This window comes from Shewanella fidelis ATCC BAA-318 (genome assembly GCF_000518605.1).
Lineage (GTDB): Bacteria > Pseudomonadota > Gammaproteobacteria > Enterobacterales > Shewanellaceae > Shewanella > Shewanella fidelis.
In genome coordinates, this window is record NZ_JADX01000005.1 from 403287 (window position 1) to 418713 (window position 15427).

13 protein-coding genes are annotated in these 15427 nt (G+C 41.2%); 2 read left to right on the top strand and 11 right to left on the bottom strand.

Annotated elements, in window-relative coordinates; translation table 11 throughout:
• Positions 1-98 precede the first annotated feature (98 nt).
• Positions 99-584: a cupin domain-containing protein gene (locus L884_RS0104210; RefSeq protein ID WP_028766317.1), complete on the top strand. Its 486-nt coding sequence runs from the start codon at positions 99-101 to the stop codon at positions 582-584.
• A gap of 64 nt (positions 585-648) precedes the next feature.
• Here the strand turns inward: L884_RS0104210 and L884_RS0104215 are convergent, their stop codons facing one another.
• From L884_RS0104215 to L884_RS0104255, 8 genes are all read right to left on the bottom strand, one after another.
• A complete protein-coding gene (locus L884_RS0104215) occupies positions 649-1155 on the bottom strand; it encodes a GNAT family N-acetyltransferase (protein ID WP_028766318.1) in 507 nt (168 codons plus the stop codon).
• A gap of 395 nt (positions 1156-1550) precedes the next feature.
• On the bottom strand, positions 1551-2612 hold the full coding sequence (locus tag L884_RS0104225; RefSeq protein WP_028766319.1) for a coiled-coil domain-containing protein: 1062 nt from the start codon (positions 2610-2612) through the stop codon (positions 1551-1553).
• Complete coding sequence (locus tag L884_RS0104230; RefSeq protein ID WP_028766320.1) at positions 2609-4090, bottom strand: GIY-YIG nuclease family protein; 1482 nt, start codon at positions 4088-4090, stop codon at positions 2609-2611. The genes L884_RS0104225 and L884_RS0104230 overlap by 4 nt, the downstream gene beginning before the upstream one ends.
• 222 nt (positions 4091-4312) lie before the next feature.
• Positions 4313-5167 carry a glutathione-dependent disulfide-bond oxidoreductase gene (gene yghU, locus L884_RS0104235; protein ID WP_028766321.1) on the bottom strand — a complete coding sequence of 285 codons (855 nt, stop codon included), beginning with the start codon at positions 5165-5167 and terminating at the stop codon, positions 4313-4315.
• Positions 5168-5387: 220 nt separating this feature from the next.
• Positions 5388-7457 carry a M13 family metallopeptidase gene (locus L884_RS0104240; protein WP_028766322.1) on the bottom strand — a complete coding sequence of 690 codons (2070 nt, stop codon included), beginning with the start codon at positions 7455-7457 and terminating at the stop codon, positions 5388-5390.
• A gap of 228 nt (positions 7458-7685) precedes the next feature.
• On the bottom strand, positions 7686-8765 hold the full coding sequence (locus L884_RS0104245; RefSeq protein ID WP_028766323.1) for a PepSY-associated TM helix domain-containing protein: 1080 nt from the start codon (positions 8763-8765) through the stop codon (positions 7686-7688).
• A gap of 251 nt (positions 8766-9016) precedes the next feature.
• A complete protein-coding gene (locus L884_RS0104250) occupies positions 9017-10756 on the bottom strand; it encodes a DUF3859 domain-containing protein (protein WP_028766324.1) in 1740 nt (579 codons plus the stop codon).
• Between the two features lie 193 nt (positions 10757-10949).
• Positions 10950-11840 (bottom strand): prohibitin family protein, encoded by an 891-nt coding sequence (locus L884_RS0104255; protein WP_028766325.1) that lies wholly within the window; start codon positions 11838-11840, stop codon positions 10950-10952.
• Positions 11841-12263: 423 nt separating this feature from the next.
• Here L884_RS0104255 and L884_RS21720 point away from each other — a divergent pair, with 423 nt between their 5' ends.
• Positions 12264-13340, top strand: coding sequence for a hypothetical protein (locus tag L884_RS21720; RefSeq protein WP_051435532.1), 1077 nt, complete (start codon positions 12264-12266; stop codon positions 13338-13340).
• A gap of 71 nt (positions 13341-13411) precedes the next feature.
• On the opposite strand, the gene L884_RS0104265 is transcribed toward L884_RS21720, so the two are convergent.
• The 3 genes from L884_RS0104265 to L884_RS0104275 all read right to left on the bottom strand — a co-directional run bounded on the left by L884_RS0104265 (position 13412) and on the right by L884_RS0104275 (position 15116).
• Positions 13412-13654, bottom strand: coding sequence for an HP1242/YdcH family protein (locus tag L884_RS0104265; RefSeq protein WP_028766326.1), 243 nt, complete (start codon positions 13652-13654; stop codon positions 13412-13414).
• Positions 13655-13835: 181 nt separating this feature from the next.
• Positions 13836-14348 carry a MerR family transcriptional regulator gene (locus L884_RS0104270; RefSeq protein ID WP_028766327.1) on the bottom strand — a complete coding sequence of 171 codons (513 nt, stop codon included), beginning with the start codon at positions 14346-14348 and terminating at the stop codon, positions 13836-13838.
• Positions 14349-14414: 66 nt separating this feature from the next.
• Positions 14415-15116 carry a hypothetical protein gene (locus L884_RS0104275; protein WP_156925648.1) on the bottom strand — a complete coding sequence of 234 codons (702 nt, stop codon included), beginning with the start codon at positions 15114-15116 and terminating at the stop codon, positions 14415-14417.
• Between the last annotated feature and the right edge of the window lie 311 nt (positions 15117-15427).

Genomic DNA, 15427 nt, shown 5'->3' on the forward strand with positions numbered 1-15427 from the left:
TTTAAGCGTAGTCGCATTCATTGTCGCTAATTTGCCGTAAAATTAGTGTTTTATTCCCTACATAGAACAACCAACTAACGGTATAAAAGGTCGTTGCAATGCAAACTGCTGAATATTTTATTGAACATCTTGAGTTAGAGCAGCATGTTGAAGGTGGTTATTTCCGCTCTTCTTATCGTTCAGAGCAAAACTTTGACGACACTCGTGCACTTTGGACCAGCATTTATTTCTTATTACGTACTGGTGAGGTGTCGAACTTTCATCGTTTAACTGCAGATGAAATGTGGTATTTCCATGCTGGTGAGTCATTAACGATTTATATGATTGATGAGCACGGCGTGTTGACGACAGCTCAGCTAGGGCTGGACTTAGCTGCGGGTGAACGTCCGCAGTTTTTAGTGCCAAAGGGCTGTATTTTTGGTTCCACAATGAATAAGCCAGGTTTTTCATTAGTCGGTTGCATGGTGTCTCCTGGTTTTACTTTTGATGACTTTGAGTTGTTTAGCCAAGAAACATTACTTAAACAATATCCGCAGCATGAAGAGGTAATTAAACGTTTAAGCCGTTGTGGCATTGGTAGTTAAGCTTAAATGTAAAAAAGCCTGCGTCTGCAGGCTTTTTACGTTAGTGAATTGGAGCGTTTTAGGCTTATCCATAAAAGGCTGGGTGATAAGTCACTTGGCCGTTGTCTGAGTTGTCATTAAGCCTTTTCACTAAAAAGTACTCCGGTGGCACATCTGCTAAGGTTAGCTTGGAGTCAGCTTTAAAACCGAAACGGCCATAATATTGCGGTTCGCCCAACAACACGACACCGTTAGCACCTTGCTGCTGCATTATTGCCATAGCCTGATTGATCAGGGCTTTACCTATACCTTCATTTTGACGATTAGGCTGTACCGAAACAGGTCCTAGACCAAACCAGTTGCATGGTTCGCCATTTATCATCACTGCAGAGAAGGCGATGTGACCTATAATACCGCTCTCATCTTCAGCGACTAATGACAAGCTCAGCGCATGTTGGTTACGTAAGCGCTCAACAATTAAGTGCTCAGTAGGCTTGGCGCCTGGCTCATGATGCGGATGATTTTCAAAAGCTTGGTAAGTCAGCGCCGCGATTTCACCAACATCGTTATCTGTTTCTGTTCTAATCTTCATCTTGTGTTTAGCTCTGTTTTATTTATCTTGGCATGTAGTGGCTCAAGATTAAGCCAAGCCTGCAAACTAGACTCGCTGCGGAAATATTTGTGTGGCAAGCACTTTACCACAGCCCTTTCTCTATCGATAACCATTTGCTTGGTGTTGACCACCGATACGCTCAAGCTTATTGCTAATAGAACGACTTAATTCTACTTTTGCAGCTAACTTGAAGAGCTTATACATCTCACATATGGCTATTTGATTCTGAAATTATAAAGGGTAAAGCTTTAGCCAGGCCCATAGCTAAGTGGGCAATATGTTCATATTATTCTGAACATATTGTTTGAGCAGATTAAAAAGGCACAAGTTAATTTTAGCTTGTGCCTTCATGGTAAGCAGATTTGCTATTAAGGTTACCTATTCAGATAGATAGCAATACCAGCAGTTATCATGGCGATTAAGGGCAACAAACTGCGCTTTAGGCGCTCGCTGGTAGATTGTTGCATTGCTGCATAATCAATATGTTGCTGTTGTGTTTGCTCGAGCTGCTCAGTGGCTTGTTGTAGCTTGGAGGTTAGCTGTTCAACTAGTTGCTGGTTAGTCGATAACTGCTCTGACAATGTTGATGTAGATTGTTGTAGAGCCATTATTGTTTCGGCTTGTGTTGCTAGCTGCAAGCGAGTTTGCTCATATTGCTGGCTAAGTTGTGCTTTTTGATGAGTAAGGGTTTCTAATAGATGGTCTTGAGCGATATCTTTACGGCTTTTAGCTTCATTATCATCTTTAAGTAATTGAGCCAATTTAGTCAGTTGGCTGATACTTTCATCTTGAGATAGATCTTTCTTACGTTTGGCTTCGCTTTTTTGTTGTAGCTCATCGATCAATTGCTGACGAATATCACCACTTTCAATAATCTGTTGCGAAGTTTTATCTAGATGAGCGATTTTAGCACTTTGCTCTGAATCGATAATGTCTTTAATTTCAACAAAATCATCAAGCTGCATTAGCTTGCGTTCATGGTTTTCAATTTGTTGAGACTGCGCAAGCTGATAACTGACTTGTTGCTCAATTTTGTTGACGATTGCTAATGCTGCTTGTTTTTGGTTGCTATCAAGTGTCAGATCGTCTTTGCTCAGTTTTACAATCTTTTCAACTAAAGCTTGATGGAACTCTTTTAAGAATCCATTTTTAATATTTTGCACCTTAAGCACTATGGTTAAGATATTCTGCGTGACTTCTAAACTGGCGCCTAGGTTCTCAACCATGGCAGCGAGATCTTTATCATTACGGCCTGAAATGCTACCAAAGGCATTACTCCAAAAACCTTTTTCGCTTATTTGGTTGGCAAGTGATTGCACATCTTTAGTGGTTTTTAAAGCTTCGGTAAGTTGAGTGAGATTTTTTTCAAAATCTTGAAAAAACACCTGATACTCTTGTCTTTCAATAAGCTCTTGTTTGGCTTTTACTAATGTCACGCTTTTACTCCTAAAGATAGGCGGTTCAATCTGTCTTCAATGCTGAACGTTTCAATGGTTTTATGTTGAGTTAATTGCTGGGTCTGGCAGTCTAAGTCAGTCACTAACGCCTTAGTTGAACGCATATAATCTTCTAGGCCATTTATCATGATGAGTTCTTTTTCGGCATTAATGATCAATTGCTCACAAGCATTTCTTTGCTGCTCAAGAGATTGCAGTTGCATAGGGTTGTAGTTAACTATCTTTTCGACAATTTGTGGTACAAAACCTGATAAGTAATGACTTGATACACCAAAGCCAATTGCAGATATCGTTGCAGCTATATAAGGCGAGTAAGGCGCCATTGGCGGTATTAAGGCGGTTAAATGAGCCTCTATGATTGGGTCAAGCGCGTCCCAAATAACGAGGCAGCCGCTGGTGATTATTGTTTCAGATATTTTTTCGATAAGCTCAGCTTTGCTTAAGGCTTGCTTACCTTTATATAGTTGCCATGCAGCGTAACCTAGATCGTAAATATTACGCGCTAATTGGTAGATCTTACGGATTGCACTTGAAAATGCATTAACAATAAACTCAAAGATCCCCTTAAGCAGTGAGCCTGGATTTTTTATAATATGGCTAATTGCAGACCAGATTTTGTTAAAAAGGCGTTTTATTCGCTGTTTAAGTTTGGATGTCCCACCGCAAACAATATCAACTAGCTCATCTTTAAGTGCTTTTATGCAAGTGGTGATTAAGGTTTCTAGTACACTCCAACCGGCATTTTCAATTGCGGCTTTAGTCGCGCCAGCAGCAAGGCTAGCTGTGCTGCCTGATGCGTCTTTCATTTTTTTAGCTTCAATATTAGAACGAGTACCCTGTTCATTTAATAACTCTTCGCGAGCATTAACGCTTGGTTGTGCTTGCTTGATAAGGTGAGCTTCGATTGCGGCAGCCGTTTCTTTAGACTCGCAGGAAATAAACTTGACGGTACAACCTTCTGTCAGTTGTTCTGACAGCTTATATTGTTGGCCATTATTGAGCTTTTGACGATTTTCATTGAGGTGGCCAGCGTGCCAGCGACTGCGAATGTTAGTGCTGTCGCCTACATAAACGGCAGTATTGTTTTTATCAAATACCACATACACACCAGGATTTCCCGGAACTTGGTGTAGGCCCTCTGCGATACCATTTTTTACGGTAAATTGACCATCATATTGCATACTAGCAAGCGATGAGATCCCATGGGATAAACTCTTGCTTATCATCTCTTTCCACGCTACACCTCTGTTGGCAACTTGCATGACATCCTCTGCTGAGGTGGCTGCAAGGGAGTCGGATATAGACCGTTTTAGACTGGGGTTATGGCTGCCAGCTTGAGAGTTGTTTTTATTTCTCGCGCCACCAATTAGCTTGCGAGTGACGTTATCTATGGCTTTATCAACAATCGCGTTCGAAAGAGGTGAGAGGCTGTGGGTTACTTCGGCTGTCGTGGTCACGAATACATCCTTGTCAGTTTACTGAGCAGGTTGGTTTTATGCGTTTATGCTAATCAACAAAAAGGTTACTTTTCATTTAGATCAACACTGATGCGAAAATTAACATATTGTGAACAGGGGAAGTTTGTTGTGGATCTCACAACCGTATGAGGGCAAGCTAAGTGATTATTTTTAAAACATAACGCCAGTAAAGACTGGCGTTATCTAATATGCGGCTTAGTTTTAAGGCTTTTTATTTAATACAGCATCGATATCTGCAGCACTATGGCGCTCGCTAAGCTGCTCCCACTCTTCGCCCCATACTCGATTTACGATACGACCACGCTGCACTGCTTGGCGTTGTTCGATTTGCTTAGCCCAGCGTAAAAGGTTGCTATAACTAGTGACATCTAAGAACTCTGCAGCATTGTACAAATTCCCTAGCACTAGGCTGCCATACCAAGGCCAAATGGCGATATCGGCAATACTATATTCATCGCCAGCTATGTATTGGTTGTTGGCAAGCTGCTTATCGAGCACGTCGAGTTGGCGCTTAGCTTCCATGGTAAAGCGATTAATTGGATACTCAAATTTTTCTGGTGCGTAGGCATAGAAGTGGCCAAAGCCGCCACCAAGATAGGGTGCTGAGCCTTGTAGCCAAAATAACCAGTTCATCACTTCGGTTTTGGCGCTAATTTCTATCGGTAAAAAATGACCAAATTTTTCTGCTAGATATAACAGAATATTGCCAGATTCAAATACACGAATTGGCTTATTTGTTGAGTTGTCTAGTAATGCGGGGATTTTTGAGTTCGGATTAATATCGACAAAACCTGAGCCAAATTGATCGCCTTCACCAATGTTGATGGTGTAGGCGTCGTATTCTGCTGCGGCACCTTTAGCGAGCAATTCTTCCAGCATTATCGTGACTTTTTGGCCGTTAGGGGTGGCTAATGAGTGAAGCTGTAATGGCTGTTTGCCTTGGGGTAATACTTGTTGATGTCTAGCGCCTGAATCTGGACGATTGATACTGGCCCATTGGCCACCATTTTCATTGTCCATGGTCCAAACTTTTGCCGGTGTGTATTGGTTTGTCATGTCATGTCCTATTGGTTTTAGCGCGTCAATCTTGGCTAGGTTTTGTTAATGAATACCAATTAGTATTGGGTCGAAAATCGGTTTTAAAACCCCTTACGCCTTTTTATGAATATAACGATTTAATCTGACTCAGATGGCTTAGAAATATAAGATTAACAATAAAAAATGCCAGTCAGCGATCTGACTGGCATTGTTAGCTGAACTTAACTGAGTCTCGCTATTACCAAATACGCACGCGCTCTTCTTCTGGAAGATACAAGTCATCACCCGGCTTAACGTCAAATGCTTTGTACCAAGCATCGTGGTTACGTGGTGCTTGTGCACGGTAACGGCCCGGCGCATGAGTACCTGCACGTAGCTGGTTTAGCATGCTTTGTTCAGTACGCTTTTCTTTCCAAACCTGTGCCCAGGCTAGGAAGAAACGTTGATCGCCAGTCACACCGTCAATCACTGGTGCTTCTTTACCGTTAAGGCTTAACTTGTATGCGTGGTATGCCATTGCTAGGCCGCCCACGTCACCAATGTTTTCGCCAAGGCTGTTACGGCCGTTCACGAAGTTGTCTGGGATCGGCTCATATTTGCTGTACTGAGCTGCAAGCTGGTCGGCTTTGGCCTCAAATGCTGCACGATCTGCATCAGTCCACCAGTTACGCTGGATGCCGTTTGCGTCAGATTTTGAACCTTGGTCGTCAAAACCGTGACCCATTTCGTGGCCAATTACCGCACCAATACCACCGTAGTTTACTGCAGGGTCGGCATTAGGATCGAAGAATGGAGGTTGCAAGATAGCAGCTGGGAATACAATCTCGTTAAACGAGCTGTTGTAGTATGCATTCACGCGCTGTGGTGTCATGCCCCAACGATTACGGTCTGTTTTCTTAAGCTCTTTAGCAACACTGTCAGCGTTAAAGAACTTACGTAGGTTTTGAATATTACCAACGAGATCGTTATTGCTTAGCTCAACACCATCGAACTCTTGCCATACATCTGGGTAACCAATTTTTGGATTAAATGCGGCAAGTTTAGCGTGAGCATTGACTTTGGTTTCTGCGCCCATCCAGTCTAGATCATCAATGCGTTGACCCATAGCTGTACGTAGGTTTTCAACAAGTTCTGCCATCTGCTGCTTAGACGACTCAGGGAAGTAGCGTGCTACGTAGACTTTACCAATGGCAAAACCTAGCGACTGAGTGCCAGACATTTCTGAGATTGCGCGCTTCCAGCGAGGACGCGGCTCTTGTTGACCACTTAAGGTTTTGCCATAAAAATCGAAGCTTGCAGCATAGATATCTTCAGACAGTAAACCTGCATTGTTTTTCACAGTATGGAAAGTGAGGTAGTCCTGCCACACGTTTAATGATTCAGTATTGACTAACTTAATCATTGCTTTTACTGGATCTGGCTGAGAAATGTTGAGCTGTGGAACTTGATAACCCGTTTGGGCGAAATACAGATCCCAATCAAAACCTGGATATTCTTTCGCAAGATCGGCACGCTTAATTTGGTTTAGCGTTAAGTCGCGGTTGCGGCGTTTTTCACGTGGCCACTGACCTTCTGCCATCTTGGTTTCAAGTGCAAGGATAGCGGTTGCACGAGCTTTAGCGTCTTTAACTCCTGCAAAAGTGAGCATTTTGCTAATGTGGTCGACGTAGGCTTCACGAATTTTGACAAAACGTTCAGCTTCTTCAAGGTAGTATGAGCGATCTGGTAAACCTAATCCGCTCGCTCCAATAGACATCTCATATTGGTTTGGATCTAAGCGGTTAAACCACATACCACCAGCAATTGGTGAGCTAGCGCCGGTTAGCCATGCAGAGCCAAAGACTTTAGTTAAATCGTCAGTTGATTTGATAGCACTGATTTGATCAAGAATGCCTTGAATTGGCGTAATACCAAGCTTATTGATGGTGTCTGTATCCATATAAGCTTGGTAGAAATCAGCAATTAGCTGCTCTTCTTCGTTAAGATCGCTACGACTAGCGATATCGTCGATAATCTCTTTTACTTGCTTTTCGCTGCGTTCAGCGAGTGCGGTAAAGGCACCAAAACGGGTTTTATCCGCAGGCATTTCATAGTTGTCGTACCATGTGCCGCTAGCATACATAAAGAAGTCGTCACCAGGTTTGATTGCTTCATTACGGGCACTGAGATCAATACCAAAGCTACCAAGCTCTGCTTTATTGTTAGCCGTTTTAGTGACTTCTGTTTGTGATTCTGTATTTACATCTGATGTACCACAGCCCGCTAAAAACGTGGTGGCTAAGGCGATTGCAATTAATGATTTTTTCATTTTTATTGTTGCTTCCTTGTCAATTTTTTATCGTTTATAAACGAATATTATTATGATTCTTAACCCATCTATCTTGTAGAAACGGCATAAAATGTCAATGTTTGAATTGTTAATAAGTTTGAAACGACTACTTTGAATGGTTTTATTTATAAAACAGCGTTAATGGCACTGGCGGTGAGATAAAAAAATAGCAGCCCTAAGGCTGCTATTTTTTGACAGTTAACCAGTTTAAGCCGTTGCCGCTTTATTGAGGTTTTTGCTGCTCTTGTTAAAGATTCTGCGGTAGAAGGTCACTGCACTGAACAGCAAAATAATACTGCCGATGAGTGACACAGAAGTAATAAACAGCGCATAACTAAATGGCATATTTAGTGCATCATGCAGCGGTCTAACAAAGCTGGCTACCTGACCTGATAATGGTCTATCGCTATGCTTGATGGCATCCTTGATTATGCCTTTTTCAAAGCTCATGGTCATGCGGTCAGCTTCACGAAGCCAAACACCGCTGTGGTCATCAAAACGAATGCTGTAATTTAGCTCGGTAACCACTTGGCCTTTTTTTACTCGTGGTTTGCTTACTGAAACTAAATTGGCATCGGGCCATATGTCTTGAGCCGTTTGTAGCTGGCTTTGCCAGTTACTAGCTTGGCTTACTGGATAGCTGATTTCAGATTTAGGCTGTTTTAATGCCCCAGTCCATAAGCCTTTATAGGTGATTAAAAAGCCACTGATACATAAGATAAACAGCGGTACAGAGATAAACAAACCTAATTGGATATGGCTTTTTACTAGGCTGCTAGAGCGGGTGTTAGTTGGGATACTTTGCTTTAGTCTGAAGCCTTTACGTACACGCCACCATAGGTAAATACCCACTAATGTTACTGCGCCGCCAAGGAGTGATGCCCAAGCGTTAATGTATTTACCACCAAAGTCTTCAAGTAAAAAGTTACGGTGTAGCCAGAAAATGGTGCGGTATCCTGGAATGTCACCAAATGAACTTACAGACAGCTCATTGAGCTCACTGTCCAAGGCAATGGTTTTACCCCGAGTTGCTGCTTGTATATAGGGAGTGTGCTCTGTTGGAAAGCGCACCGTGCTCATTTCTGGGTAACGTTCAAATAGTGTTTCGACAGTCTGAGCTTTTTGCTCAATAGATAGCGGCGCATATTGCTGGCCCTTATCATCGAGGCGCTTATACATATCGACACTGCCCAGATATACACCTGTGGTGAGTACGATTAGCATGGTAATGCTAATGAAAAAGCCCACCCAGTTGTGGAACCATTTTAATGCAGCTACTGCGTTCATATTTACATTCTCAAAGCAATTTAGACAGTTAACTTTGCTCCAATTATCGAAGCCATGATTAACCTTATAGTTATAATGTTATTGATTTTTATAACCTTTATAGCTGGTGGCTTATACTTGGCTTAAAACCTCGAGAATGATAATTAATCTCAATATCAACTGCAATTAAAGAAGTGTAAAGAGCAGTGATGAGGTTAACAAATTGCTTAAATAACAAGCCCGCTTTTCGCGGGCTTGAAAGGGGGCAGTATTTACTGGCTTAGACATTGGCCCACTTCTTGTGGGTTTAGCTCAGAGGTTGCAATGTACTCACTGCCCATACAAGCAGTGTAGTGGCTGAAAAACTCCCTCAGTTGCTCATTCATCGGTATTGCTGAACGCTGCTTAATCATAATCAGAGCATCTTTTAAACATTGAGATTTAAAAGGTTGCATGCTCTTTGTGCAGCTTTGTGCATCGTTAAAACCAAAACACTGCTGATACTTATCTTGTTCGCATAGGTAATATTCGCCATGAGTGATCAGTTTTTCCAGTGTTAGTGCCTGTTGAGTGGCTTTTAGTTGCTTACCCTTTAACACAGGGTTGTTATCCATATTAACCAGCATAAACGACTTTTTAGCGACGACTGAGTCGCGGTAAAGGATCTCTAAAGTCCAACGGCCGCTAACTAACTCATGAGGCTCACCGAAATACCACATAGCCAAATTACGATCATGAGTAAACATGGTGTCAGTCCAACTTGAAGTCGTAAAACCTTTGCCGCTTTTGGGATCGACTATTTCTGGGTGGGTCATGCGCACAGTGATTGGAAATTGATTTTGATTGGCAACTAATTGATTATTTTTACTGTCTTTTGGCTGAGTGACTGAGTAACGAAAGCCGATGTATTGCCCTAAGGTTGGTGTGACTAGCTGACTTGCGGCAAGATCGTATCGACTGCCGTTTTGAGTGATGGTGCCAGCTTCAATCACACTTACTCTTGGTGAGGCTAAGTTTGAGAGCGCTTGTTTCTTATGGGAGCTTTTGTTGGCTAAATCCACCGGTGTACCTTCAATAGAGATGATTGATGGTAAGTTCGCTTGATTAACGCTCAGTTGTTGTAATGGGTTATTGAAAGCAATGAGCTTTTCAAGCTTAGTAAAAGAGGAAATATCTAAGCTGGTAATATGATTGCTATTCAGCTCGAGTTCTTGCATTGGCGAGTTAGGAGCAAATGTGATTTCATCGATTTGATTGTAATCAGCTTTGACTTTGGTTAGCAGCGGATTATGGCTTAAATTGAGTTGTGTGAGCTGATTATTTCTAACCGAAAGCGTGCTAAGAGCTGGTTGATTATTAAGATTAATTTCTGTCAGCTGATTACTCGGTAAGCTAAGGTGACTCAGCTTAGAATTATATGATAAGTCTATAGCTGTTAGCGTACCCACTGAAAGGTTCAATGTTTGTAATTCAGCGTTGTTTGAAAGGTCAATATTGGTTAGCTGATGGCGGCTTAAACCAAGATCTCTAAGCTGTGTCTGCTGAGAAACATCGATATTAGTTAACGGTAACTTATAAGCGTATAGGCTCTTCAATTTAGGATTGTTACTGACATCAATTTCAGTGAGTTTATTACCCGATAAGTTGATTGCAATAAGCTTGGGGTTATTAGAGAGGTCGATGTCAGTTAACTGATTATCGGCAATTATAAGTCTTTCTAATTGTTCGAGTTTGCTAATATCAATATGGGCTATCTGGTTATCGAGTAAAATCAATGTCGTTAGCGCAGGCATAAAGCGTATTTCGTTTACATTGCTAATCCCTTGGCTATTGCAGTTTAATTCGGTGATTTTATCTAGCTTCTTTATCGCGGTTTTCTGCACGCATTTTGCAAACTGAGGGTCAGTAAACGTTACTTCACTGATAAGTTCAGGTGCTGGTGTTAACGTACAGCCTCCCAAACTAAATAGGCTTGAGCTAAGTATGGCGATAGTTAACTTTAATGCTCTCATTGAGTCCTTGTCCTGTGCCGGTTATTAGTGAACAACATCATTAGTTGGTATTTGTTAAGGCGGGCAAACTAACATAAAGTTGTAGTTGTGTAGGGCAAGCATTTGAATTTCTTGAACTCGATCGAGAAAGATCATATCGAGAAATAAAAATGGAGCCAAAAGGCTCCATTTTTATTTGATTACGTACAATGCATTACTTACTTGTCTCGCGAAGATCCATAATTGGCATTGCTCCGTCGCCCATCATGGTTGTCGGCAATTTACCGTCCCAAGCTTGTGCTTCCGTTAGCTTTACAATTAACGGGTTATTTTTAAGTGCTTTAGCTTTTGCTTCAATGGCTTGCGCTTCGGCTTTACCTTTAAGCAAAATTGATTGCGCTTCTGCTTCAGCCACTTTCAAAATACCTTTTGCGCGTGCATCGGCTGTGTTTACTGCACGTAGGGCTTCTAGGCGTTGGCGCTCAAGCTTGTGCTCCTCCGCGGCGGCGAGGTTTTTTTCTGTTTGCTTGATCTCAATCGAGTTAATGTATTTTTGTGGCAAGATAATATTTTCAATCTGAATATTATCAACGACCACAGGGAAGCCTTCCATTTCATCAGCTAAACGGCGCTCGATGCCTTGAATCGCACTTGCTCGGTCTTGAATGAGCTGTTCTGCTTCAAATTGTGGGATAGTGTCTTTGGTGGCTGAGCGAAAGCGTGGGTCAAGAATACGTTGCTCAAATTGAGTTAGACCACCGTAGCGTTTAAATAGATCCAACGCCGCTTCTTTATTTACTGTCCAGTTGACACTGACTTCAATGGTAACTGGCATCTGCTCTTTAGTGCTTGAGGCCATTTTCTCCGCGTTTTTGCGGGTACGAACTTCAATCATTTCAACGGTTTCAATGAAAGGAATTTTAAAGTGAAGTCCTGGGTTTTGTTGATCTTTGGCTTCACCAAAACGTTTTACCACCCCAACATGACCTTCGATCACAATAAAATATGAATTAAAGATAGCAATGATTAACAGGGCAATGGGTAATAGTTTTACCAATGAAAAAGATTTAGTGATTTGAGTGAGCTTTGAATTTTTCTGCAGCATTTTGATGTCCTTTCTAAATATGCGCCGCAACGATACCAGTAAATGTATCTTGTTGAAATAATTGTTTGCAAAAGGTTGGGCTGATGTTGCTCTTTGTGGGCTTTTTTTTTGCCTTGGTAATTTGATTTTGTGTTGTTTGTGGCTAGCTTTATTCTTAAATAGGCTACTTGGTTAGTAGTTAAGTCTATTTAGCTTGTCACAATACAACCTTAGGCTTGATTGGCTTAATACTTAGGGCGGATTCTAGCAACCTATTCTCTCAGCATAATCTTGGTTGGGTTCTGATAACTAACAGGTGGCATCGATGTCATTGAGTGTCTTGCAGAATACCTTTTTGGAGCACAAGTTTTATTACTAATGTTCTTTGAGCAGGTTAACAGAGTTAGTTGTTAACCGATTACCGTCCAGTTAGGGAATAGGGATATGAAATATACTCAGTTAGCTGTATTTGTCTCTACAGCAATGTATTTTTCGAGCGTAACAGCTGTGGCAAGCGAAACCAATGTTGCAGAAATTACCCAGTCGGGAGATGACAATCAAGCATTAATAACTCAAACGCTAAATAGTTTAGATAACAGCGTTAATATTGGCCAAGTAGGGGATGAAAACCTCGCTACAGTATTACAGTTAAGTAGCTCTTTGAGTAATGTGACAACTGTGCAAATGGGTGATGAAAACCAACTTTCGGTTAGTCAAGAAGGTGAAAACCAAACTGCTTCAGTTACGCAAACGAGTGATTTGGGTCAAGTGATACTTAATCAACAGGGAGAGGCTAACAATACAGTTGTGGTTCAGCTAGGTGATGGCCAAAGCGCTGATATAAATCAAGCTGATGTATCAAACAACGCAACAATTAATCAAAGTGGTGTTGAGAATAAATTGGTATTAGAGCAAAGCGGAAGTTCTTTGAATAATGGTAACCAAGCGATTGTCGCTCAGGTGGGTGAAAATGACTTGGCAGTAATTACTCAGGTGGGTGAACTAAATACGGCGATTGTCGATCAAGATAGTGGTAGCTTTGGTAACGCTATTACTATTGATCAGTCTGGTGAGCGCAACTTTGCAGCAGCAGGTACACGTTTAGGCAGTGGAAGTTCGGTTGAAATTACCCAGCAAGGCAGCGATAACCTTGTGATGGGAGGTGGCAATACTCCAAGTAATTATGGAGGTTTAGTTGGCGCAGGAACGAAAGGGGCAGACAATCACCTTACTATAGTGCAAACAGGTCAAGGAAATAGGCTGTATGCCGATGCGGCGCAAGAGCAGTCAAGTGTAGATATTTCACAGCAAGGTGATTTTAACCAAGCATCTGTAGAATCATGGTTAGGTTCTGAGAATGATATTTCGTTAATGCAGTCAGGTGAATTGCAAATTGCTGATGTATATGTTGAAGGGGGAGTAAGTAATTTAGTGTCTGTTATGCAGTATGACATGAATAATAATGCCTCTGTACATGTATTAGGCAGTAATAATAGCGCTACTATTATTCAGGGTAATTAAGTGTATTCGCTAATTTGAATATGACAAAAAGGGAGCTTTTGCTCCCTTTTTATAGCTTACACTTTGATTAATTACGCTTGAGTGCTTAAGCGATGGTATAACGCATCTTTAAGTACCGCTCGATCGTGTTTTAATTTGTGCATAGCTTCATCATCAATCGGTGCACCTTTTAGCTCTAGAATGCGGATCTCTTTATCCAGTGCATTGTAGTGTTTAGTGTCTTTTGCAAACGCCTCATCATTTTGACAAAGCTTAGTAATGCTATCTTGGTACTCAGGAAACTCATGAATAAGTGAATGATCTTCGCCTAACATATCTACCCCTAAATAATGAATGAACAAATTTTAAGCTGAGTTAAGTAAAGCTAAATGCTAGGTTAATTACAAGCTGAAATTTTCGTCTTAACAACGAATAATGCAAACAGCACAAGCTTGTGGAATATTTGCGAGCTAAAAAACGCTTACTCAGCGGTAAGCGTTTGCAATTGATTACGCATTATAAAGCGCGAATGCGTTTGATTTCGTCAGCTTCTATACTTAAGGATTCTAAAAACCTTTGATGCTCTTCTGGCTCTAACTTTTCGAAAGTTTGATGCCAGCGTACCATGGCTTGTTCATCGAAACCCGCTTCGACCATAATCTCTACCCAACGCTGCTTGTTTACCATTTCGTTCTCCAATAACTCTGGGGCTTTTAATAAAATAACAATCGCCCGCTGCTGTTGTCTTAGTTTGGCAACCTCTTGCTCAAGCTGATTAAAATGCTGTTTTAATAGCAATGGTTGTTCAAGTTTATTGTCGTCACTAAGCAAGGTGGCAATATTGGCAACCGATAATCCATATGCACGATAGGATACGATAGCGGCTAATTTTTTTGCTTCAGCTTCACCATAATATCGATAGCCATTTTCTGCTCGTAGTGCTGGTTTTAACAGCCCCTCTTTCTCGTAATAGAGCAAAGTGGTTCGAGAGATGTTGGCACGCTTTGCAAGTTGAGTAACGGTATACATATTTCATCCTAACCTTGACGACAGCGTGGAGTATCAAGCCTACACCTGTAGACAGGTCAATAAAATTTAACGTTCACGGTTAAATTTTCCTGTGGCAAAGTTTTTGTTTTGAGTTTTTGAAAAACAACTAACCATAACGATAAGCAATCCAATTGCAAAGCTGTTTGAAAGCAAAATAATTTGGCCTATTTTCGTTGTTGAGCCTACGGCTAATGTTGAGATTATCGGTAGTTGTTTGAAGGCAAATTGCAGCAAGATAAAGCTTAAAAGCAGGGCGTAAACAAAGTGTCGAGCATATCCAAGCTTAGCCAATAGAGCAATTGATATAGTAAATAAGAGGACATATTTAGGGAGGCTAAACCAAAACATGCTAATAAGAACATCCAGTTCATAGGGTAATTGAGTTAGAAGCTCTTTATGTTGCTTCATTAAGGCTAAGCTCCAGTCACTGTAGCCATCAGGAACGTAGAATAGCGTTATACAAAAGCTAATGATTATGGCGCAAACCATAACAATATTTTTTGGGTAATTGATTTTTGTAGTCAAGCTTTTCCATGAACCTTTAATGCCTATAAGGGCTAAAATAGCGATACTGAGTTCAGCAAGGCAGTTGATAATCCATATTGACCAATGGCGGTAACCTGTGCTGATTGGTTCTACTAGTGGGGTGCTTAGCGTTAGCACGGCAGAAAATATAGATAGCAGTACAAACAGCAGTAAAACAGAAACCATAAAAGGCAGTGATATATTTGTCACTTCTGTTATCACGCAATAGCTAGCAAAAATGGCGTAACTAACAAGCAAGAACAGGCAAAAACTTAGGTTTTGCTCTTGAAGGTAAGCATTGTTGGCGTAGTCAGTTGGGATCGTGCCTACGCCAAAAAAATAAAGTTGTTCCGGAAAAAGTAATATTGTTGCAGCTTTGAGTGCTACTAGGGTAAAGCTTATTACCCCTGCGATTGTCAGATAATAGTTGTTTGATAGTTGGGAAGCCACTGATTATTAATCCATTAACATCTGTATTTCAGCAGGATCTTAATCTAAAGGGCTGCCAACGTAAAATATCATGCTGACTAATT